Origin of the sequence: Sphingobacterium sp. SYP-B4668 (genome assembly GCF_027627455.1) — a bacterium.
Classification (GTDB): domain Bacteria; phylum Bacteroidota; class Bacteroidia; order Sphingobacteriales; family Sphingobacteriaceae; genus Sphingobacterium.
In genome coordinates, this window is sequence record NZ_CP115483.1 from 3,225,387 (window position 1) to 3,247,000 (window position 21,614).

At 42.4% G+C, this 21,614-nt stretch carries 21 protein-coding genes and 1 pseudogene; 10 read left to right on the top strand and 12 right to left on the bottom strand.

Annotated features, from left to right (window positions below):
• Positions 1-39: 39 nt before the first annotated feature.
• Together OQ289_RS13440 and OQ289_RS13445 are read right to left on the bottom strand one after the other, a co-directional pair.
• Entirely contained in the window at positions 40-1,773 is a 1,734-nt protein-coding gene (locus tag OQ289_RS13440) for a hypothetical protein (protein WP_270087373.1), read from the bottom strand.
• 45 nt (positions 1,774-1,818) lie between these two features.
• Positions 1,819-3,399 (bottom strand): hypothetical protein, encoded by a 1,581-nt coding sequence (locus OQ289_RS13445; protein ID WP_270087374.1) that lies wholly within the window; start codon positions 3,397-3,399, stop codon positions 1,819-1,821.
• Positions 3,400-3,957: 558 nt separating this feature from the next.
• Here OQ289_RS13445 and OQ289_RS13450 point away from each other — a divergent pair.
• Positions 3,958-5,073 (top strand): glycoside hydrolase family 130 protein, encoded by a 1,116-nt coding sequence (locus OQ289_RS13450; protein WP_270087375.1) that lies wholly within the window; start codon positions 3,958-3,960, stop codon positions 5,071-5,073.
• A 296-nt stretch (positions 5,074-5,369) separates the two neighbouring features.
• Here the strand turns inward: OQ289_RS13450 and OQ289_RS13455 are convergent, their stop codons facing one another.
• The 4 genes from OQ289_RS13455 to OQ289_RS13470 all read right to left on the bottom strand — a co-directional run bounded on the left by OQ289_RS13455 (position 5,370) and on the right by OQ289_RS13470 (position 7,185).
• Positions 5,370-5,534 carry a hypothetical protein gene (locus OQ289_RS13455; protein WP_270087376.1) on the bottom strand — a complete coding sequence of 55 codons (165 nt, stop codon included), beginning with the start codon at positions 5,532-5,534 and terminating at the stop codon, positions 5,370-5,372.
• On the bottom strand, positions 5,521-5,802 hold the full coding sequence (locus tag OQ289_RS13460) for a hypothetical protein (protein ID WP_270087377.1): 282 nt from the start codon (positions 5,800-5,802) through the stop codon (positions 5,521-5,523). The genes OQ289_RS13455 and OQ289_RS13460 overlap by 14 nt, the downstream gene beginning before the upstream one ends.
• Positions 5,803-5,839: 37 nt before the next feature.
• On the bottom strand, positions 5,840-6,247 hold the full coding sequence (locus tag OQ289_RS13465; protein WP_270087378.1) for a DUF5675 family protein: 408 nt from the start codon (positions 6,245-6,247) through the stop codon (positions 5,840-5,842).
• Between the two features lie 182 nt (positions 6,248-6,429).
• Positions 6,430-7,185 (bottom strand): hypothetical protein, encoded by a 756-nt coding sequence (locus OQ289_RS13470; RefSeq protein ID WP_270087379.1) that lies wholly within the window; start codon positions 7,183-7,185, stop codon positions 6,430-6,432.
• Positions 7,186-7,815: 630 nt separating this feature from the next.
• Here OQ289_RS13470 and OQ289_RS13475 point away from each other — a divergent pair.
• Positions 7,816-8,010 carry a hypothetical protein gene (locus tag OQ289_RS13475; protein WP_270087380.1) on the top strand — a complete coding sequence of 65 codons (195 nt, stop codon included), beginning with the start codon at positions 7,816-7,818 and terminating at the stop codon, positions 8,008-8,010.
• Between the two features lie 52 nt (positions 8,011-8,062).
• On the opposite strand, the gene OQ289_RS13480 is transcribed toward OQ289_RS13475, so the two are convergent.
• Both OQ289_RS13480 and OQ289_RS13485 read right to left on the bottom strand, forming a co-directional pair.
• Positions 8,063-9,133 carry a hypothetical protein gene (locus tag OQ289_RS13480; RefSeq protein ID WP_270087381.1) on the bottom strand — a complete coding sequence of 357 codons (1,071 nt, stop codon included), beginning with the start codon at positions 9,131-9,133 and terminating at the stop codon, positions 8,063-8,065.
• Between the two features lie 477 nt (positions 9,134-9,610).
• Positions 9,611-10,378 (bottom strand): DUF4382 domain-containing protein, encoded by a 768-nt coding sequence (locus OQ289_RS13485; RefSeq protein ID WP_270087382.1) that lies wholly within the window; start codon positions 10,376-10,378, stop codon positions 9,611-9,613.
• Between the two features lie 235 nt (positions 10,379-10,613).
• On the opposite strand from OQ289_RS13485, the gene OQ289_RS13490 reads away from it, so the two are divergent.
• On the top strand, positions 10,614-11,426 hold the full coding sequence (locus OQ289_RS13490; RefSeq protein ID WP_270087383.1) for an AraC family transcriptional regulator: 813 nt from the start codon (positions 10,614-10,616) through the stop codon (positions 11,424-11,426).
• On the opposite strand, the gene OQ289_RS13495 is transcribed toward OQ289_RS13490, so the two are convergent.
• Positions 11,423-13,867, bottom strand: a complete 2,445-nt coding sequence (locus OQ289_RS13495; protein WP_270087384.1) for a TonB-dependent receptor — start codon at positions 13,865-13,867, stop codon at positions 11,423-11,425. The two genes, OQ289_RS13490 and OQ289_RS13495, sit on opposite strands and share 4 nt — an antisense overlap.
• A gap of 240 nt (positions 13,868-14,107) precedes the next feature.
• Here OQ289_RS13495 and OQ289_RS13500 point away from each other — a divergent pair, with 240 nt between their 5' ends.
• From OQ289_RS13500 to OQ289_RS13530, 7 genes and pseudogenes are all read left to right on the top strand, one after another.
• Complete coding sequence (locus OQ289_RS13500; protein WP_270087385.1) at positions 14,108-14,434, top strand: ArsR/SmtB family transcription factor; 327 nt, start codon at positions 14,108-14,110, stop codon at positions 14,432-14,434.
• An 83-nt stretch (positions 14,435-14,517) separates the two neighbouring features.
• Positions 14,518-14,968, top strand: a pseudogene (locus OQ289_RS13505) (DUF6428 family protein).
• Between the two features lie 12 nt (positions 14,969-14,980).
• Positions 14,981-15,589: an arsenate-mycothiol transferase ArsC gene (locus tag OQ289_RS13510; protein WP_270087386.1), complete on the top strand. Its 609-nt coding sequence runs from the start codon at positions 14,981-14,983 to the stop codon at positions 15,587-15,589.
• A gap of 7 nt (positions 15,590-15,596) precedes the next feature.
• Positions 15,597-16,625 carry an ACR3 family arsenite efflux transporter gene (gene arsB, locus OQ289_RS13515; protein ID WP_270087387.1) on the top strand — a complete coding sequence of 343 codons (1,029 nt, stop codon included), beginning with the start codon at positions 15,597-15,599 and terminating at the stop codon, positions 16,623-16,625.
• Positions 16,626-17,235: 610 nt separating this feature from the next.
• A complete protein-coding gene (locus tag OQ289_RS13520; protein WP_270087388.1) occupies positions 17,236-17,415 on the top strand; it encodes a hypothetical protein in 180 nt (59 codons plus the stop codon).
• Positions 17,416-17,504: 89 nt separating this feature from the next.
• Positions 17,505-18,032, top strand: coding sequence for a cyclic nucleotide-binding domain-containing protein (locus tag OQ289_RS13525; RefSeq protein WP_270087389.1), 528 nt, complete (start codon positions 17,505-17,507; stop codon positions 18,030-18,032).
• Positions 18,033-18,364: 332 nt separating this feature from the next.
• The gene (locus OQ289_RS13530; protein WP_270087390.1) at positions 18,365-19,003 is read left to right on the top strand and encodes a MutS-related protein; all 639 of its coding nucleotides are present in this window, start codon (positions 18,365-18,367) and stop codon (positions 19,001-19,003) included.
• On the opposite strand, the gene OQ289_RS13535 is transcribed toward OQ289_RS13530, so the two are convergent.
• The 3 genes from OQ289_RS13535 to OQ289_RS13545 form a co-directional block, all read right to left on the bottom strand.
• The gene (locus OQ289_RS13535; protein WP_270087391.1) at positions 18,961-19,596 is read right to left on the bottom strand and encodes a hypothetical protein; all 636 of its coding nucleotides are present in this window, start codon (positions 19,594-19,596) and stop codon (positions 18,961-18,963) included. The two genes, OQ289_RS13530 and OQ289_RS13535, sit on opposite strands and share 43 nt — an antisense overlap.
• A gap of 92 nt (positions 19,597-19,688) precedes the next feature.
• Positions 19,689-20,345, bottom strand: coding sequence for a hypothetical protein (locus tag OQ289_RS13540; protein ID WP_270087392.1), 657 nt, complete (start codon positions 20,343-20,345; stop codon positions 19,689-19,691).
• 250 nt (positions 20,346-20,595) lie between these two features.
• A complete protein-coding gene (locus OQ289_RS13545; RefSeq protein WP_270087393.1) occupies positions 20,596-21,426 on the bottom strand; it encodes a hypothetical protein in 831 nt (276 codons plus the stop codon).
• Positions 21,427-21,614: the final 188 nt, after the last annotated feature.

Below are 21,614 nucleotides of genomic sequence, written 5' to 3' on the forward strand. Positions count from 1 at the left end.
ACTACGCTCGTTACACTCGGTTAATAATGAGCGTTAGCTTCATAATCCAAAATTCAGTTGATAAGCAATTTCTGCACGGGTCTCGGTAAATGATGGGCTTCCACCCGTTACAGCAGATCCAGGGTTGTTGTTCGTAAAATAGACCATTGTTCGAATGCTTTGCAATTTGCTAATGGCATACGTCAGATTTAAAGAACCATTGAAAATATCGCTCTTATTACCATTGTTGTTGCCCAACATATACCCTAGATTCGTATTCGCACTGAGCTTGTTCTTGGCCATCAAATAGGTGCCCCCCACCGATATCCCCTTATAACTATTTTGATTCCCAATGGATTTGAGATTGGTATAGCTCATACTGGAATTAAAGCTTAGTTTTCGGAGCGGAAAAGACAATGTATAATTCAATAGATATTGACTAGAATTGATATCTCTACTTGGTGCAGTCTCTGTATCGAAATAGCTGTTATAATCGTCCATGCTATTGAAATTGGCCGAAAGCAGTATCATTTGTACCTTGGTGGGGCTTGATAGGGTGAATCGAGGCATAATACCCAGTGTACGGGTCGTCTGTACGATCTTGAGCGAATCGGCAAAGCGTAGGGTATTGGGTCGTTGATTATTAGAAAAATTGCTAAAGTTGACGTCTATCCCCAGCTGTTTGGTGAGCTCGGTGGTCAGCATGGCCGTACCGATAATACGTTTGGAGGTAGCTTCTTTCTGAAGCCGCACATTATCCTGTTCTATCCCGAAGCTTCCGTTAAAACGAAATTTACCGGAAGGATGACTATAATTGGGGATAATGGTTAGATTTTCGACATCATTGGTAAAGTAATAGGCCCCCATGGAGGTAAACCCTGGTTCTACGCGCCGGTAATTTACTTTAAGGCCATAGTTTTTTGCTTGATAACCGACACCGGCATTAAAGGCCAAAAACCATTCGGAAGTCCCATTGATTTGCAACATATTCCCCAGCTTCCGGAGTGTTTTATCTTCGATAGAATCAAGAGACAAGGTCGAATTGAGATCACGGGTCAATAAGCTGATTGCACCATCACTTTCGATATACAACTGCTTGAACACCGTAAAGCGACCGTCGTAACCGAGTACGGAATTCGCTGCAGGAGTTACTTTACGATTCGGAGTGCCTACTGGGGCCGCAATAGACGTACTGTCATCTTTAGCATGAAGGACGTTCAGATCGAAAAAGTTGGCGTTGGTCCCATATCCCAGCTTTATGGCCAACCCCTTCCGGGTAAACGAATAAGGCACCAAGGACATAGACGCCGTATCGATTACCGTCGCTCGATTCAATCGGCCATACATCAGTCCAAATCGCAGTTTACCCGGACGGAGCTCCACTCCACCACCTAATATGGTATGACCGGCGAGCGTATAAGGTGAAAAATTGACGTTACGATATCCTCCATGCAGCGTAATCCATTTGTAGGTTGGACTGAGTCCAAATTGATTGAAGGGCTGCTGGAACGAGCTTTGCTTTTTACTTAATGTAAAGCTGAAAGGAACACTCCATCCATATAGTGAAATAGTGGGGCTTCCGCTGATCAGATAATTGGCAGCCTCCATGCGATCGGCAATGCCTGATGCATGGTAAAACATTCCTCTCAATTCCAGACTACCATCGAATCGAAAGGGTTTTTGCTCGCTTATATTGCTGAGTTCTTGGGCCGCTACTGACCCCATACCGACAAGGCAGCAAACCCAGATTACCAAACGAAATATCCAGCTAGTCATATGAATTCTAATTTTCATTTTTTATGAACTTAATACGTCCTACCCATATGTAAACTTAGACTGCTAATCCGGTATGTTGTACATGACTTTAAGCTGCTTGTAGTCCTTAGGCAATGCTCGGGCTCCTTGGTAAGCCCCTTTGTTTCCAGGAATAATGACGAAGCGGAATTCTAAATTCTCTTCCACTTCCTTTACTCCAATATCAAAGCCCGTATTTGATATTAAAATTCTAAACAATCCACTACTTGGATCCAAATGGTAGCTGTAGTCTACCCAATTGTAGAGCCGTCCCTTACAATTTAGTTGGCTAATGAATGCGCCCTTTTCTCCTGCATCCTCACGTACATACACCATTACAGCCGCCTCATCGAGGAGCTTTGGATTATCTTTGAATTCTTGGACATACAGACTTCCACTGATATCTCCCGAACTTGATGACTGATACGTTTGCTCAAGTATGTTCCAATTGCTGTAGATCACATCTGTTTGCGGTCCTGCGGGACCTCTCAAGTTCATGATTGGACTGCCCCAGCCCGTAGCGGTCTTTGGTCCGTACAAATTGCCGGTGGAGATACTGATGTAGTAATCGCCGACTCTCCCTAAGGTATCCTGAGGTGTCGCAAATCCATTATAGATCTTGGACCCTGCAGCTCCATTGCTACCATTGCTACCATTGGTCCCAGCGGTGCCTGTTGCGCCTTTTAGATTAACTGGTGTTCCCCAACTAGTGGCCGTCTTCGGTCCATAAAAATCACTCGTATTGGTTCGGAAATAAAAATCACCAATTCTTCCCAATGTCAAATCAGGGATAGTTGTACCACTCCATATTTGAGATCCCGGTGCCCCGTCTTGTCCATTGGTTCCCTTAAGGTTGGTGGCATTGCCCCAGCCCGCGGCGGTCTTTGGGCCATAGAAGTCACCCGTATTGCTACGAAAATAGAAGTCGCCTACCTTGCCCACTGTCGTGGGAGGTACCGTTGTACCGGCTAAGATACTGGCCCCATCAGTTCCATTCGTACCGTCGGCCCCTTTGGCACCAAGGAGGCTAATGGAAGTCCCCCATCCGGCATCTGTCTTGGGGCCATACAGTTGTGCGGTAGAGGTCCTGAAATAATAATCGCCATTCACCCCGATACTTGCCGCAGGTATAGCCGTACCGTTATAGATCTTGGTACCATCGATCCCATTAGCACCTTTTAGATTGATCGCATTCCCCCATCCGGAGGTCGTTTTGGGTCCGTATAAATCGGTATTACTGAGGTTGAGGTAATAGTCGCCAACTTGCCCTTGGTTGCTTGTAGGTGCTACGGTACCATTCAGTATCTTCGACCCTGCAGTTCCCGGTGCGCCCGGGGCACCGGTTGGGCCTGTTGCACCGACCGCTCCGGTGGCACCGCGAAGATTGACCGGGTCACCCCAGCCTGTCGTGGTTTTGGGACCATAAAAATCACTGCTTCCCAAATGGAAATAAAAGTCGCCTGCAATGCCCAACGTCGCCTCAGGACTGGTAGTACCTGTATAGATTTTTGTTCCACTAAGACCTTCAAAACCTTGCGGTCCCACATCCCCTTCCTTGGTACAGGAAAGCAAGAAAAGGAACATCAAATGGAACAAAAAAAATCGCTTACTCGATAACGTTTTCATATGTATATGATTTATTCTTTAATGGACATATGGCATACCCATGGGTGTTTGTTTTTCACTAAGCATGAGCATTTCATATAGTTAAAATTTATGTTACTTAATTGATCGAGAATACCATGGTCAGTATCCGCTAGAACAAATAGAATAAATTAATCAACGTGATTTTTGGGGAATGAGTGAATGAGGGGTTAAAATGAGTGAGTTAGGTGTATCTATGAGTAAGTGATTTGCGATAGCGCAACAGTATATGATTTAGGAAAACTTCCAACAGATTATCGCCAATGATGTGAAAGCAAAGGAAAAATGAAGCTAAGTAGCTACTTTACATAATCAAAATTTGAGGAATAAGATTTTATCTTTCTAAAGTTTCCCGTATCTTAACCTACAAATTAAGCGTGCAATACCATTTAACCCTATTCCCATGCAAAAAAATTTGACTTTGGAAAGCGAAAGCAAGCTATCCGCTATTGACTGCAAAACAACCAATAGGTATAAATTACCATAACATAGCGATACAGCCAACATAACACAATTTTTGATTTAGAAATAAACAACAATATGAACCGATTCCGCCTACTTCTACTCTTTCTATCCGCCACACTGTATTCATCAGCCCAACAAATACACTACGACTGGCCTCTCGGCCCTTTCATCAGGCCTGAGGGTGTGAATCCCGTGATTTCACCGGATTCGACAAGCACTTTCTTTGATCCGATGAGCCGACAAAATATCGCCTGGGAAGCCGGTGACATTTTCAATCCCGCTGCTGTGGTGAAGGACGGTCGTATATACGTCCTGTATCGAGGAGAGGACAAATCCGGAATGGGTATCGGCAAACGTACCTCCCGTATCGGGATTGCCGAAAGTAAAGACGGTATTCACATGAAGCGGGAAAAGAAACCTGTATTTTATCCAGACGAAGACGCACAGAAAGAAAATGAATGGCCGGGCGGTTGTGAGGACCCACGTATCGCCGTTACAGCGGACGGTCTATATGTCATGCTCTATACCCAATGGAACCGGAAGGTTGCACGCCTCGCCGTAGCCACCTCCCGAAACTTAAAAAACTGGACCAAGCATGGTCCTGCTTTCCAAACAGCACATAACGGTAGATTCAAAGATCTATTCTGCAAGTCGGGTTCTGTCGTTACCAAACTAGATAATGACAAGCAGATCATCACGAAGGTCAATGGGAAGTATATGATGTACTGGGGCGAGCGCTATATGAATATTGCCACATCGGACGACCTCATCAATTGGATACCCACCTTAAATGAGAAGGGCGATCTGGATTTGGTAGTCACACCACGCCGAGGCTATTTTGACAGCGATTTAACCGAATGCGGCCCTCCGGCCATCATAACCGACGATGGTATTTTAGTGTTGTACAACGGTAAAAATAGAGGCGGCGAAGGTAGAGATACCAACTATACAGCCAATACCTATGCCGCAGGACAGGTCCTATTCGACCTCAACACTCCTTCGAGGGTCATCGGTCGGCTTGACAAACCTTTCTTTGTACCCACCGAGTCTTTTGAAAAAAGCGGACAGTATCCGGATGGTACGGTGTTCATCCAAGGGCTTGCCTATTTTAAAAACAAATGGTTTTTGTACTACGGATGTGCCGATAGCCAAGTAGGCGTTGCGGTATATGATCCTAAAATCAAAAACTGAAATTAATGAAAAACCCTTTTCACCAAAATCGATACTAAACTTTAAAAACATTATCCGTCTATAAGTCTTTCGTGTTTCCCAGCATTTCATCAATCATGGATTTTGCCTCTTGTAATGATATTAGACACTGATCATAAAGGATATAGATATTTCGTTCCAATTGTCGCACCGCCGGTTTTGATCGGATGCTTCCTTCAAAATCAATGGTCGTCGACAAAACCATTCAAGGCCATGCGTAGCACGATGTCCAGCGATACCAAAAGCATGAGCCACAGCTTATCTGTGGCCCATGCTTATTATCTTTTGACCCACTTGGCCAGTAGGTAGCTCACGATGAAGCTCACACCCGCGCCAACGCTTGCCAAGATAACCGTGTGTAGGATATCTGCCAGTGATAGGTTAATATAGATTGAGCACAATGTACCTCCTATCGTGCCTATATGTACATCACTGACTTTCATCCTTTACCTCCTCTTTCTGATCCACAGGACTCCGACCATGAGCATAGCAGACTTCATCCCTTTCTTCACACGCTTCGCTCTTATACTTTGTAGCGGTGCTTTGTAAATCGTTCTCCTCTTGTGGTTTTTCGTCCTTCACCAGCTGTTCGATAATTCCTAGCCCGAGCGCTATGTATTTAATGATATCCAATGCCTTCCCAGGCAATTTGATAGGCGCCGCCAGTACCACCTGTACCGCTCGGCTCCATATTTCGATTATTTTTTTCATACCTTGTTGAGTAGTGCGCATTGTATAAGGAGATACCCTATCCCTTGATCTGTATAAATACCTCGACCCCTTGATCCCATAAGCTATACACCAGTGCTTTGAGCCTAGCTAGCGCAGTAGCACTTCCTTCGCCACTGCCCTCACCCGTGAGTCTCATCACAGGAGCAATACAGCCCTGTAGTTGTCCTTTTGCGTCGTTGGCTTTATGGATTAAGATGCCTTCTCGCTTCAGTACATTCGGAATACCGATCTGCTCTCCGTGCTTACTATAGATACGCTTTACCAATTTATACCGGCCTTCGGGGATGCAGCTGAGTCTTTTCGTATTGTTGCGCCAAGGCAGCTCTATGGTATGGCATATTGTATCTCCTTGAAAATAAATTGTTCCGTTGGTTCCTTGCTCTCCATATTTCCGTTGGAGGATCAGGGTATGTTGATTGTTCATTAGCCATTAGCTATTGGGAGCTAGGGGTTAGATTGGTGTAGTGCCTATAGCGATTGTTTTTACCTTTCATCTTTTAACTGATCACTAATCACGCTTCACCAGTCACTAATCACCAGTCACTAATCACCAGTCACTGATTACACCTCCTGCCCCCTAACTCCCGAATTAAACCCTATACAGCACTATGGAAGATCCACCTCCACGATGGTCATGGCATTGTACGGATTGTTTTTCAGTGGATAGAACTCATCGTTGACCTCTTGGTACATAGAGATGCCCACCACCATGTACACCACCTTTGCAGGATCCACGACCAATGCAGCTTGTATGGTTTCGGCGGTGTGCACACCTATCAAGGGGATATAATCCGACTTGACCACTACAGGACGAGGTGGCACCTCTTCGGCACTGAGCTCGGCCACTGCCAGCGTCACTAACATATGGGTAGCTCCGGGCAGCAACATCACATCATTCTGTGGATTGAATTGTGGGATGCTTAGTGTTGCCTCCCCTGCGGTACGATCATAGGCAACCGCTAGCTCCTCACCCAATAGCATTTTGAGACTACTTGTCTGGTTGAACTCAAACCCTTTGAGTAGACCGCTATTGGTCTCTAAAAATACTCGAGCACCACGTCCATTGACCAAATCGGCCTTCTGAATCCTGTGGACCAGGGACGTCAACCTGTTGCGCATGGTACTATCGCCAAATATGCGCAGCAGATTGTTTAGCTGTAAGCGCAAGAGCTTGGCTGTGCCCGCTGCAGTTCCAAATTCGGCCATATTCTCGCGTGTCCGCTGAAAATTTGGATCCGACTGGATCCGTGCCTTGTCTACTCCGCCCTTCATGCGTACTTCGTAGCCTCTGGAGCGATGTTTGCTAAAAGAAAGGTCCCCGACCTTCCCTCTAACTTTGATTAAACTTTCTTGTTTTGCCATGATATTAAGTATTTGATGACAACACAAAGATGGAAAGGCCAAAAAGGACCTTTGTCCAAAATGGCCGAATATGACCAAGATGGCATCAAGTGGCATGATATGGCATAATAGCTCTGAAAATGGGTATAGTCAAAAGGAACCTGACTCCCCACAAGGCTTCTCCATCCTGGACGAAAAGATACTGCGAGTGTACGGTTAGTTCACCATTAGTTCACGGGGAGTGTACTGAAAAGGCACTAAAGAGGTACTAAGAAGCCACCGGAGATATACTAACGAGCTACTGGGACCACTGGCTTAGTAGTGGATATATGGTCCTTATCATACGGCTTATCAGCAGTGGACATGTGAAGGGATATAGCCGAAGATGTGGCATCTAAAAAAAGGAAATAAAACACATTACATAAACAACATCAATCAACTGTATAACACATATTTAAAACAAATTGTGCACGCTATTCGTTAGAGCATAATTATTCACTTTCTTTCGTACAGGGTTGATCATAGCCGTGCTTGAAGTAGCCGTATGGACAGGGAGGTATCTTGCTGACAAGAGAATCATGGTATCATCCTGGATTGTCTACGGTAGGGCATTGCTTTGCCCTCGAGACAGTCCAATAGCAGCAAGCTATCATGTCCAAAAAACATCGTCTATGTGTCAATGCCAAAGATGTAGCGGCTATACTCGATCTTAGCACACGCCAAGCACAGCGCAAGTACCAACAAGCCAAAGATGCCCATGGCAAGGCCAAGCATCAACACCTTACCGTCCGTGAGTTTGCCACTTATTATGGCCTACCGCTGGAAGAGGTCCTAGAGCGTCTATAGCTTACCACCGACGTATCGGGCTGGCTGGCCCACCCCGATACTCATTCCGGACTCAATCTTTCAATACCGCCACCCATTCTTGACGTAGACCTACCAACTTATCATACGTATCCATGGGCAATATATAGCGTTCGCGCTCCTGTCCATATAGCACCACCATATACTTGTCCTCCTCCCTCAGTAATTCTCGTACGGCCATATGTTGTATCAGGTGCCACCTCCCTACCCGAAAGAATGCATGTGGCCAACGCTTTTCTCCCTTCGCGAGCGAATCCATATCGACCGTACCCTCGCGTCCATCCAATAGCTTCACGTTCACCATTTTCACTTTGGACGAACCTTCCTTGAGGTAGAAATAAGCGATTTGCACCATCCTCACCCACTCTTTGTCAGCACCTATCATCACTTCTACCTCTTCACTGACTTGGAGCACGCCCGCTTTCAGTCGTTTTCCATCGGCGCATACTTGCTCATGGCATGCCCGCAGTTGCTGCTTTCGTCCCGACAACTGCGCCAATTTATCTACATAGAGCTGCTCCATATTATCCTTATCCATTTGTAGATGAGCGAGCTGTAGCTGTAGCCCGTCACTTTGGTCTACGGCCTCTTGGATGTGACGCTCCTGCTGTTGCAGCTTTTTGGTCAAGACCACGATGCGCTTGCCGGCATATGCCCGTAGCCGCCGCTCCTTCCGGACAGCATAATATACCTGCACCATGATCATACAAAAGAGGACCACGACATAGTCTCGCTCAAAATAGTCAGTAGACTGGAGATCGATACCGAACACGACGAAATAGGCCCTATACACCACTTTCAATGCAATAGCCCCCAACCCTACGACCAGCACCACGAATTGCAGCAAGTACCGAAGCAGCTCATGTCGCAAAAAATATGCTTGGATATCCAACAGGCATACCACACAAGCAATGGTACATATCGCAACAAATAAGAGCACGAAGCTTAATAGCCAAGTCACAAGGTGGGAAATCGATGTCAAACTCCAAGAGAAGGACTCTGCAGTCGTGTAAAAAGTAACCAAAAGGGCGGAAAGGGCAGAAAACAACATCATCATCCATACGTTTCCATACCACGATTTCCTGAAAAGTCGAAGTGTAGCCATTATTAGATTAAGAATTGATTTAACCCCTAAGTTAACAAATTACTTTGAAATAAAGAATCGTATTTCCTATATCTATGCTATGGAGTTTCCTCAACGTCCTTTTGTTGCGCCTGAGTCAACAAACTCTCTCGATTGCATGTGGTCTTTCTTTGTTGATTCCAATTATTGGTCTATGGATTTCAACCTTACTCTACGTGCGATTTTTTCAGATATCTGGCTTACTATATCCCTCTGAAACGGTAAGTTTTTATAAATCATAGATGACGATTCGGCTATAACCGTTAGGAAATCACTTTCGTTTCATAGCCAATGGGGATAACCTGTACTGTAAGTTATTCGGTCAGCATTAGCCCAACACCAATTTATAAACATATAGAAAAGTCGAACGTCTATAAATCAACGACTTTGCATTTTCAAAAAATATAAAAAGGGACTGTCTTATGACAGCCCCGATATACACGCTATTGTTAAACTTTCTTAGTCCAAGGAGATAGTCCCTAAATCTTTAACGCTTCCTTTTACCACTTCTACATTTTCAATTGTTTTATCCAAAAAGTCAGAAGCCGATGGCTGAATTAATATTTTATACTTACCTTCTGTGATTCCAGGGAAATAAAAGTTACCAAGAGGATTAGCCAATGTACCAACTGTGTCAGTACCATTTATTGCAAATACATGTGCTAACGATGTCGCAGGCGTAATCATTCCGGTTATTGCTCCGGATGTAGCTACCGGAATAGCTCTTATTACCGGCTTAAGGACATATGCGCCGTTGCCTGTTTGATGGATAGATTTGGAAGCGTCAAAATCGAGCAAAAGTGTATATGCTACATTGGGTATCAAGTCCTCTTGAATTTTAATTTTAACTCCAGAAGATTGTCCACTGGGTGTTTTTAGGGGATATGCGATATTATCCACCCAAATCTGGTTACCTTCGTCTTCAAGTTTTAGTCTGATTTCTTGTATTCTACCAGCTGGGACATCTGCCCCAGCAATTACCGTGTCTCGTCCCATTGTGAATTTCAAAATGTCAAACGGATTACCATCTATATCGATGGTTTTATTGCCTCCGCTCGTTCGGATTTCTATTTCGTCTATATTAAGATGTATTGCATCATAATAACCGGGCGCATCCGTCATTTTAATCGTGAGCGGTGTGGTTTTGGCAGCAGGACTTTCGTCCGTACTACAGCTACTTAGCAACAATAGCGACGCTATAATAGCAGTAATAGGATATTTTTTCATTGTTAGTGTGATATAGCTAGTAAACAACAAATGCTGTGCCACTCCTTCTAAAAAGATTATTAGAATTATTGCGCCGAAATATGAAAATAGCTTAACGATTAGGAGTAGTGACGAAGTGCTACGCATGAGGCGAATACAAGGATGGTCGGGATAGCAAGACCTCCAAACGTTGCACGCAATTATTTATTAAGGACCATTAGCAACAATTGATTGAGTTTACTATACTTGCTAAATAATGAAACCTAGAAAAAAAATTGAAGTAAAGGACAAGCTAGAAGCTCAAAAGCTTATCAAGGTTGTTGAATTTGACCCGTCCAAGCACATTACAAAACCTCATAAACATAATGGCTATTTGGAACTCGTATTCCTATCTGCCACTTCTGGTAAGCATGTAATAGACGGAAAAGAGGCTACTATCAAAACACCATGTCTGCTAATTATCAGAAAAAACAATGTACATCATTGGGAATTGGTGAATCCCGTAAAAGGGTTTGTCATTTTGATAAAGGATCTATTTGTTAAACAAAGTCTAGACTTCGAAATCAGTAGATTGGTAGATGAAATCAGCCAATTGGACACGATATACTTTAAAGAGGCCGAGACAATTGAAAATATATTGGAAATATTGGCGACCGAGCACAATAGAACTTGTCAGGAGGGCCTGTTTAAAGCAATTTTGGCAAAAGCTTTGGAACATGTCGATAAGGCAAAGCAGGCCAAGCCAAGCCAGCAAAACCTATATGATCGATTTTGCGAACTCCTTAATGAAGATGACAGAATTGTCAACAACGTGGCCTTCTATGCTTCTAAATTGAACACCAGCCCGCAGAACTTGAGCGCGACTTGCAAGAAGAACACAAATCTGACAGCGTCGGAGATATTGGCCAGATACATCATCAAAGAAGCAAAGAGGCTCCTTTTCTATACAACGAATTCGATATCCGAAGTGGCATTCGAACTTGGCTTTTCGGATAAATCAAATTTTTCCAAATATTTCAAACGGTACACCGGCATCACGCCCTCTGAATTTAAAAAAACAGGAATCTAAAATTCCTTTTCTCCAAATTCACTCTTGGGCAGCTTCAATAGCTGATTAAGCTTGTGCAAGTTAACATTCAAATTGACTAGGAACACGTTCTTTTCATAAATATAATTTGTCGTGGTATGGAAATCATTGGAGAATGTCGTAATCCGCTGCTCGTTCACACCCCAATCCCCAAGTTCAATAAACTGCCACTGTAACTGGGCCGTAAGAGCTCCTTTCAGGAAAACCCTACTTAGATTAAAGTGAGGAAGCACAAATCTAGAATCCGCCCCCTGTACGGTGGGTCGCTCAGAAAGGTAATTAATCTGTAATCCAGTACTCCAGTATTTAAGAAAGTCGGCCTGGACACCCCCATTGAGCGAATATACCCAATCTTGATTTGTTCTTGTGTGTTGGTCGTTCAAAACCTGTCCTGAGACGGTGTAATGATATAAATTAAATCCCCCATTGACCTTCAACCAAGGCAGCACTTTACCCTCGCCACCCAATTCCATCCCGTAACGAGATGCTTCATCAGCATTGGTGAAGACCCGATGGAGGATCGTATCGGCGTATACGGAATTTACCCTCTGGATAGGATTCTTGGTATGCTGATAATAGGCATTCAAAAAAATACTTCCCGATTTCAGCTTCTTAACCAATCCGGTTTCCGCATTGACCGTAAATTCGGGCAATAGCTCAGGATCTCCCTGTTCAAGTGTCTCCGAGTGCTCACGCTCAGGAATCGGATTCAGCTCAAAATTGTTGGTGCGCTGCACACGTCTAGCAGCCGCTACTTTCCATGACCAACCTGTGCCCAAATCATGCATCAAGCTCAAGCTGGGATATAGTTGATGGATAGCATATGGATATTTTTGATCGGTATCAAGCAAAAATAAATCCCGTTGATAGTACTCATACCGTAGCCCCAATGCGAGCTGCGTACGGACGAATTTACGATCATATTGTGTGAAAAGCGCATGCACGCGATTGGTAGCATCCATTCTACCACTAAATTCCGGAACTACTTGCAGACTATTGGCGCCAGCATCAGCGGCGTAGTATTGAAAATTTCCTTTCTGATTGTCACTTCTGAGTTGGTAGCCAGTCAATAACGTTGCATCAGGTAATTTCCACTGGTGCTGCAGGGACAGCCTCAATCCTCGAAGTGGATTGGTATAGATGTTATGTGTCCATTGTGTAGTGTCACCCATATTACCAATATTGGCATTCTTAGTAGATCCATAGATATTGGCATACTCATAGATAGCGCCTAACTGCAAAGAGTGAGCGGAATCAATCTTATACTGATAAGAAAAATCGATGAGGTAAAATTCGCCTTGCTTATTTTGAAGGTTGGGATTGAAGTAGTCAACGCTTGAAATTTCGGAACCGGTAGAGGGCTGGATACTCCTATTATTATAGTAAATATCAGCAACTCGATCTTGGAATTTTCTTGAAGTGAGTAGGCCTAGATTAACGGAATGGGCCTCTGATATATGATAGGCGGTATTCAACCGAAGTCCAAAATTGTATTTATCAAAACTCCGCTCTCCTTGGGATGGAAAAAAGGTCTGCTTATCACCGATGATCGTGTTGACCTCTCCCTCTCTGAACCCCGCGTTGTCATTTCGCAGATAGTTGGCCGAGCCATTAAATTCCAGTCGATCCTTTCTATACTGGAAAGCAACATCTCCACCATAACGCTTTTGTGATTCGCGATTCTGATAATCCTTGACACTGGGCAATCCACCTTGAAGATTGAGTACCCATGCAAATCCATCGGCAGTAGATTGTTTGGTCTTCAGATTGATGATACCACCTTTACCATCCGGATCGAACTGTGCCGTTGGACTGGTGATGTACTCTACCTCTGATACATCATTGGCAGCTATCTGGCTTAATATAGTGGCCGCATCCAGTAAGGAAGGCTTGCCATTGATCAATACAATGACCCCTGTATTGCCACGCATGCTGATGTTCCCATTAGCATCTACGGCTGCTGAAGGTAAATTCTTGACAATATCCAAAGCGGTACCTCCAACTGCATTTTTATATTGGCTTGCTTGATAGGATTGCCTATCACTGCTGTGCCTCTGCCCTCCTACAACGGCAGTGACCGTAGCTTGCTCTAGCGTATCAATGACGTTCGCAATAAAGATAGCGCCCAGGTCAATTGGCTTTTGTCCATTGATGTCGACCCGCATCTTCTTTTGGTGATATCCAATGAATTTGATCGTCAACGTGTATTGGCCATGCGTTAGATTGTTAAATACAAAGGAGCCGCGTCCATCTGTCATCATACCGACAACGATTGTGTTGTTAGTATCCAATAGACCAATACTTGCATAAGGTATTGGACTCGATGATGTAGCATCCATTACCACGCCTAAAATCTTTGAGTTCTGGGCACGTGCAAACTGGACTGTCCATAAAAAGAGGAATACAATGAAATATCTATTCACGTTGGATTAAATTTTTCCAAAAATAGAAAAGAAAAAAAGGGAGCGTATGCGCTTAGCCAATTATACCCTAGTATTTTCAAATAGACTACGCTTGTAGTCGACACTCCAGATGTCAAAAAATCAACTTTAAAGCGAATACCACTTCCCATAAACTCACTCTGCAGTTGCATTTTTATTTAAAAATATTTCAAAAAACAAAATATCAATCGTAATATTGCGATTTAAATAACGTCAATACTAATGGGAGCTACAAAGACAATACACTTTACCGATCAACAAAATCATATAGCCACCATTGCAAAAGCACTTGATCACCCTGCTCGGATTGCTATAATAGAATATTTATTAAAAGTCAATACGTGTATTTGCAGCGATATTGTAGACGAGTTACCTTTGGCACAGTCTACTATTTCACAGCATTTGAAAGAATTAAAAAATGCCGGTTTAATAAAAAGAAACATCGAAGGCACTTCAATTTGTTACTGTATAGACGAAAAAACATTCGGCATACTAAAAGCGTATTTTGGTAATATCATCCTATCCGTAAATAATCAAAAGTGTAGTTAACATATGGAATTTATTTCCCTATCTCGAGCATCAATTTTTCTCATAAACATCGTAATATAACGATAAATTAATATATAAATAATATGAAATTATCAGAAATCAAACACATCCTTCCAACATTTAGAAAATGTTGAATTCCAATTAGAAGATGGAACTTTTGTACCCGAACATTTCCACGTCACCGAAGTGGGTCAGATCAATAAAATTTTTATTGACTGCGGTGGTATTACGCGTACTGAAAACACAGTAAACTTTCAGTTGTGGAATGCGGATGATTATGAGCACAGATTAAAACCTGGTAAGCTTTTAGATATCATCGCGCTATCAGAAGCAAAACTTAATATCGGAGATCACGAGATTGAGGTAGAATATCAAAGCGGAACGATTGGAAAATACGGGTTAGGTTTCAATGGCCAGAATTTCATATTAACAGACAAAACGACAGCATGTTTAGCTCAAGATGCCTGTGGCATTCTTAATCCATTAAAAGTGGTAGAATCGAATACATGTACCCCAGGCTCCGGCTGTTGCTAATCAAATATCACGATGAATGCAAAACTAGTAAATACAATTTCGGATATACTTTCATTAGAAATCGATCAAGATCGCAAAACTATTTTGCAGCCTTTGGTTGACTATGTCCAAGGCAAAGTTACAGATGGATTAGCTATCAATATCAATTTCATTTGTACGCACAATTCTAGAAGAAGTCACCTGTCCCAAGTTTGGGCACAAATAGCTGCTGCACATTATAAAATACCAAGGGTAATTTGCTATTCGGGTGGTACCGAAGAAACGGCGATGTTTCCTAAAATTGCAGAAACATTTGTAGATCAGGGCATAGAAGTAATGAAAATTTGCGAAGGATCCAATCCAATATATGCGCTAAAATATGATCACAATACATTACCGATCATCGGTTTTTCTAAAAAATATGATTCACCGTTCAACCCCGAATCAAATTTTGCTGCTATCATGACATGCTCCCAAGCGGACGGCGGTTGCCCCTTTATCCCTGGAGCAGAAAAACGTATACCGATTACTTTTGAAGATCCAAAAATTTCAGACAATACAAATCAACAAGACCAGATATATAGCAGTAGAAGTTTAGAGATTGCTTCCGAAATGTTTTATGTCTTTTCTCAAATTAAATAGAAAAAAGATGGAAGTAAAAATGAAGTTTCTGGACAGGTATCTTACCCTTTGGATCTTCCTAGCCATGGGAATTGGAGTACTTATAGGGAATGTATTTCCTGGTATTTCCGATGTAATGGATAATATGTCGATAGGTGCTACTAATATCCCATTGGCAATTGGATTAATAGTTATGATGTATCCTCCTTTGGCTAAAGTAAACTATAACTTACTGCCCTTGGCATTCAAAGATAAGAAGGTACTTAGTTTATCCCTTATCCTGAACTGGCTTGTGGGACCCATCCTCATGTTTATATTGGCAGTGATATTTTTAAGAAATGAACCCGATTATATGGTCGGACTAATTCTTATTGGTCTCGCTAGATGTATAGCCATGGTGATTGTATGGAATGACCTAGCTAAGGGGAATAGAGAATATGCAGCGCTCTTGATTGCTTTAAACAGTATATTTCAGATATTATTTTACAGCCTATTTGTTTGGTTGTTTATCAATATACTGCCATCTTACTTTGGATTTGCCGAATATGCGGTTTCAATAGAGATGAGCGGGGTCATCAAAAGCGTACTCATTTATTTAGGGATTCCATTTTTAGCAGGATTTTTAAGCCATAGATTTCTCTCTAAAATAAAAGGTGAAAATTGGTACAATCGTACGTTTATACCTTTTATTTCCCCATTCACTTTATATGCACTACTATTCACCATTGTCCTGATGTTTAGCTTAAAAGGCGAGCAGATAGTACAGTTGCCGATGCAGGTCGTTAAAGTCGCAGTACCATTGGTCATTTATTTTGTCTTGATGTTCTTTATCAGTTTCCTCATGAATAGATCTATGCATGTAGACTACGATAAGAATGCGGCTATATCCTTTACAGCTACCGGAAATAATTTCGAATTAGCAATTGCGGTAGCCATTGCAGTTTTTGGAATACATTCACCGCAAGCATTTGTGGGAGTAATTGGTCCCTTGATAGAAGTACCGGTTCTAATTCTTTTAGTGCGGACTAGTTTATGGCTCAAGAAAAAATACTATTAGCGTCTATCATTTCTATACAGGCTATCTCTAGTGCGGAGATAGCCTTATTCTGTGATGACCGTTAACGCATCTTTCCTAAATTTTGCATTGTGACAAATAGGTAGCATCTATTCAATGATTCCGACCTACACCATTTAAATAGTGTTCTACTATTAGTAGAACTGTTTTAAGAAGACGCTCCTAATGAATCACTACAAATTGGCCATGAAATAATCTGCTATTATCATTTGCAAACGCCGTCAGTGTATTATTATTGACGCCAGCATCAATCACAACTTTAATGACACGTATTTTGAAATAATCTCAAAATCTAATCTTTATTCTCCGCTAGCTCCGCCGAAATCCTTTTGCCCTTGGTCTGTCTCTGACCTGCGTTCAACACACTGTAAAGCCCATTTTCAGTCTCCTTCGTCGATTTCAAATTCGTCTTCACCGATTTCGTCTGTCACTTTACGCCCTTTTTTAGAATATCGGGACTACTTTAGCTTTTCGATCGAACCGATTATATAGTTAAATTTTAAACGGGCTAGGCAAGGTATCTATAGGTTATTGCAAAAGCATGCAGCGATGACCGGACACCTCCTAGAACCCACGAATCAAATTAAAGAAAATGAAAAAATACCCTTTTACAGCAAGCGGAGTCAAGCAATGGCTCCAGCTATTGTATAGCGCTCCAATAGACCTGCAATCCAGCGCAGCCCCCATACCTGACGCTGACCTGAGCGAACAATTGGCCACTAGGACATTGGATGCTTACTTGACAATCCGCATTTTTTATCAGCTTAAATAGGACTTAGGATCACCATAATGCCCCGCCATGGACCATACCTCCTACATGGCGGCGGCTATTGGCATATTTTATAAAATTGCATACTTCATATGAGCGCATACCAAACCGATTTATATCATTATTTATCACAGCTCTATCCGCTATGGCAGCAAAAATCCCCTTTGTTATTGGATTATTTTGAGCATCGTGTTTTCGAAACGGGCGAATTTGTAGATGTGTATCCCGGCGACCTTTATATCGTGAATAAGGGTACGGTGGGCAAATATTATAAGAAGACTCCGAAACGTTATATTTTGCGACACGAATTGATTATGGTCCCATCCGAGCGATCCGGCTTTAATTTTAAAGCCCTAGAATCCTGCCACCTGTGGATGTTGTCCCAGCAGAAACTACACGATATCTTGTCGCGATATCCACAGAGCCACGTACTTCAGCAACTATTGCTAAGCAAGCAGCAGCAATCCTTGGATTTCCGCACGCAACTATTGGAACTGCCAAAAGCCGATCGTTTGTCCTTTTTCAGAAAGCAGTATTCGACTGTCATCCCGTTAATCTCACGTACAGAGCTCGCGCAATTTCTCCATATCAGTGGCGAATATTTAAGAAGATTGTTTTGAAAAAAGGTGCTACCATCCGCTAGAAAAAAGCGCGGATCTCCTTAAGAAATCTTGAAATTCCATCCCGGTCCTTCTTCCAAAGTTGGGGAGCTTTATAAATATGCAAGATTAGTAGAACATATCAATGGTCAGAAATTTAACAGCGATATCTTGAACTCACTATTTAACGAGAGTAAAGATGCGGAAAAAAATATAAACTATTTGGCGAGGACATTGAGCTTGTTCGACCAACGCCTAAATGACCTAGTGGCAATAATATTGAATGGCATTTTTTTATCTAATCTCCATGTATTGCGGCACTAGACTCGTGGAAAGAGAAATATCGAGATAAAATGACCCATTGGCTTGAAAGCCTACTTACGATGGACGAACTTAATTCTTTTGCAAACTATGCCTACAACAACCCTGAATATTCATACCCAACATTCAATGAAACCACATTTCTTGAAGCAGAAAACTTGGGGCACCCCCTTATTTTTAACAAAACACGTGTAAGGAATTACCTAAGGGCTTCGGCAATAGAAAAGGTTATTGTGCTAACAGGAGCAAACATGTCTGGGAAAAGTACATTTCTTAGAACAATAGGAATCAATCTAGTACTCGCATATTCGGGAGCACCTGTCTATGCGACAAAACTAACATGTAGCAATGGATTGAAGCTATACACCAGTATGCGTGTGACTGATTCGTTAGCACAAGACACTTCATACTTCTACGTCGAACTAAAACGACTATCAGCAATCGTCCATAGCCTGCGGGACGGAGCAAAAATATTAATCTTATTGGACGAGATATTAAAAGGTACAAATTCGGAGGATAAGTTACAGGGATCCATAGGTTTGATAGAAGAATTCCTGCAGCACGATTGTCTATGTGTAATTGCTACACATGGCCTTTCTCTGGGGGAACTGGAGAACAAATTTAGGGGTCAGGTAAACACCGATTTCCTACCCAGCGCTAATGCCAGATGAGCAAGTCGACGCTCCTTGTCAACATTGGCTTCAAATACCAATGCAGAATCAACTACTGTTCTCGGCCTCTCTGCGGCAAAACGGTCTGCGATCTCGGCAGCTAGTACGCTAATATCCCCGTCATACTTTGCTGGACCACCCACTGTCCAATCCGGATTAAAACCGTTTACTCCAAGTTGCGTCCACTCCCCACGGCAAAAAACAGAGTCGCCATTGTAAGTGATTCTAGTCAAAGTAATCGTTTCGCCATTTTCAGACCATGGAATCTCATCGATCTTCTCTGGACTAAAATACTGTATCTTACCGTATTTACCTGTTAAATAATACCAATCTCCTGCCAATGTCAAATCAAAATGTCTTCTATCTTTTATCGGGGTTATTTGATTCAGAAACACAATATACGGTTCCTTCTCCTTATACGTAATCTCTATAGACTCCAAAGAGTCATGCTTGCTTAAGAAATAACGGTTTGTCGTATCGGGCATTGAAATCTCAAAAGACCAACGCCCGGGCCTAATCTGGTTTTTTCTTGTTTGTGAAAACAGGTCCATGCAATAAAGCAAACTTGCCAGCAATACAAATATACATTTCATTTGAAATCGATTAATTAGTTAAAACTTCAATGTGGCAACAGCTAAATCTTAATTACTTACCATAAGCTCAATTTGTCACTTCATAACCAATGCTAACGTCCGATAAAACTCCGTAATTTCTTAGCATTTTCAACAGTAACGGAACCATCAGGTTCGAGCTTGACGAAAATCCTGAACATTACGTCGAGCTTGCCTCTATCAACAAACGCCGGATTCCAGTCAGCCTGCGTATTATCGGTTTCATTTCTGGTCTCCTTGCCCAATAATTCCTCCGCTACCACATCTGAAAAAGTCGATTGCTTCCCAAACACTAACGCCAAGTCTTTGAGATAACCATACTTGGTCATGGTTCCTTGATAAACCAAAACGGAATCCACCGCACCTAAGCGCTTTACTTGCTTAAGCCGATTGACAATCCGCTCACCTAGTGGCATGATAGAACTTTTATAATGCGCCTGCGAACCCACGGCCCAATCAGAAGCATCCATTTTAAATTCGTCGATGAGACTAAAACTGAACGACACCGAGTCCCTGTAGACGGCAGCTTCAGTTATATTCAACCAACTAGAAATGCCGCCTCTTAAACGAATCGACTCAATACCCGCTTTCGCTGATTTAAAATGAACCGTACCATATTTTTCCTTAAGCAGATAAGCGTCACCTCTAAACGTCAGATCGTAAATTTCAAAAACCTCATTCTTATAATCAAAACTAAGGAATATCAATGAAGGCTCAGTACCAATATACATTGCGCTAACAAATTTTACAGCTTTGTTCTTTTCAAAAAAAACATTGTTTGAGGTATCCGGAATAGTGACTTTGACAAGATAACCCAAGCTATCAACGGGTTTCGTGCATCCGAACACACTTGCATGAACCGACAGCACCGTAAATACAATTAAAAAAAATCCTTTCATTTCACCTGTTTTGAATAATAGCGGTTAACATAGTTAACAAAAAACAAATTATCATATAACCTATCAAATCACCAGAATATGGCTAGCCCTCCGCAAACGTCCGCAACCTACTTGGTGTTCCAATAGTGACGGTGCCATCCGAATTAAGCCTTACAAAAATCCTGAATCTAAAGCTATAAAGCCGAACGCCACTATCGGTATGAGCAGGAGACCATTCAGCCTGTGGAAGCCTTGATGCGCCTTCTTCGTCCTTGTTCAATAAGACTTTCATAGCTATATCGGAAAATACCGATTTCCTACCCAGCGCTAATACTAGATGAGCAAGTCGACGCTCCTTGCCAATCTTGGCTTCAAATACCAATGCAGAATCAACTACTGTTCTCGGCCTCTCTGCGGCAAAACGGTCTGCGATCTCTGCAGCAAGTGCGCTAATATCCCCGTCATACTTTGCTGGACCACCCACTGTCCAATCCGGATTAAAACCTTTTACTCCAGGCTGCGTCCACTCCCCATGGCAAAAAACAGAGTCGCCATTATAAGTGATGCCAGTCAAAGTAATCGTTTTGCCATTTTCAGGCCATGGAATCTCATCGATCTCCTTTGGACTAAAATACTGTATCTTGCCGTATTTACCTGTTAAATAATACCAATCTCCTGCTAATGTCAAATCAAAATGTTTTCTATCCCTGACCGGGGTTATTTGTCTCATAAACACCATATACGGTTCCTTCTCCTTATAAACGATCGTTATAGTCTCTAAGGAATCATGCTTGCTTAAGAAATAACGGTTTGCCGTATCCGGCATTGAAACCTCAATAGACCAACGTCCAGGGGAAATCTGGATTTCTCTTGTTTGTGAAAACAGGTCCATGCAATAAAGCAAACTTGCCAGCAATACAAATATACATTTCATTTGAAATCGACTAATTAGTTAAAACTTCAATGTGGCAACAGCTAAATCTTGGGGCACAGTTAGTTTCCAAAACGTAACTACCCTGCGCGTCTGTCGCACCCTGCGCTGTATAGGTATCTCCTGCTGGGTCATAGAGAGCGGCATGATATGGTCCGTCAGGAACTATTATTGTCCACCTTAGTCATGGC

Bases quoted from the DNA above. Each gene is read 5' to 3' on its own strand.
- OQ289_RS13460 (WP_270087377.1), bottom strand. From the start codon at position 5,802: ATGAAAAAAATAATCGAAATATGGAGCCGAGCGGTACAGGTGGTACTG.
- OQ289_RS13525 (WP_270087389.1), top strand. From the start codon at position 17,505: ATGAGCGCATACCAAACCGATTTATATCATTATTTATCACAGCTCTAT.
- OQ289_RS13540 (WP_270087392.1), bottom strand. From the start codon at position 20,345: ATGTATATTGGTACTGAGCCTTCATTGATATTCCTTAGTTTTGATTAT.
- OQ289_RS13530 (WP_270087390.1), top strand. From the start codon at position 18,365: ATGACCCATTGGCTTGAAAGCCTACTTACGATGGACGAACTTAATTCT.
- OQ289_RS13490 (WP_270087383.1), top strand. From the start codon at position 10,614: ATGAAACCTAGAAAAAAAATTGAAGTAAAGGACAAGCTAGAAGCTCAA.
- OQ289_RS13455 (WP_270087376.1), bottom strand. From the start codon at position 5,534: ATGAAAGTCAGTGATGTACATATAGGCACGATAGGAGGTACATTGTGC.
- OQ289_RS13445 (WP_270087374.1), bottom strand. From the start codon at position 3,399: ATGAAAACGTTATCGAGTAAGCGATTTTTTTTGTTCCATTTGATGTTC.
- OQ289_RS13480 (WP_270087381.1), bottom strand. From the start codon at position 9,133: ATGGCTACACTTCGACTTTTCAGGAAATCGTGGTATGGAAACGTATGG.
- OQ289_RS13470 (WP_270087379.1), bottom strand. From the start codon at position 7,185: ATGGCAAAACAAGAAAGTTTAATCAAAGTTAGAGGGAAGGTCGGGGAC.
- OQ289_RS13535 (WP_270087391.1), bottom strand. From the start codon at position 19,596: ATGAAATGTATATTTGTATTGCTGGCAAGTTTGCTTTATTGCATGGAC.
- OQ289_RS13500 (WP_270087385.1), top strand. From the start codon at position 14,108: ATGGGAGCTACAAAGACAATACACTTTACCGATCAACAAAATCATATA.
- OQ289_RS13510 (WP_270087386.1), top strand. From the start codon at position 14,981: ATGAATGCAAAACTAGTAAATACAATTTCGGATATACTTTCATTAGAA.
- OQ289_RS13545 (WP_270087393.1), bottom strand. From the start codon at position 21,426: ATGAAATGTATATTTGTATTGCTGGCAAGTTTGCTTTATTGCATGGAC.
- OQ289_RS13485 (WP_270087382.1), bottom strand. From the start codon at position 10,378: ATGAAAAAATATCCTATTACTGCTATTATAGCGTCGCTATTGTTGCTA.
- OQ289_RS13475 (WP_270087380.1), top strand. From the start codon at position 7,816: ATGTCCAAAAAACATCGTCTATGTGTCAATGCCAAAGATGTAGCGGCT.
- OQ289_RS13465 (WP_270087378.1), bottom strand. From the start codon at position 6,247: ATGAACAATCAACATACCCTGATCCTCCAACGGAAATATGGAGAGCAA.
- OQ289_RS13450 (WP_270087375.1), top strand. From the start codon at position 3,958: ATGAACCGATTCCGCCTACTTCTACTCTTTCTATCCGCCACACTGTAT.
- OQ289_RS13520 (WP_270087388.1), top strand. From the start codon at position 17,236: ATGAAAAAATACCCTTTTACAGCAAGCGGAGTCAAGCAATGGCTCCAG.
- OQ289_RS13440 (WP_270087373.1), bottom strand. From the start codon at position 1,773: ATGAAAATTAGAATTCATATGACTAGCTGGATATTTCGTTTGGTAATC.
- arsB (WP_270087387.1), top strand. From the start codon at position 15,597: ATGGAAGTAAAAATGAAGTTTCTGGACAGGTATCTTACCCTTTGGATC.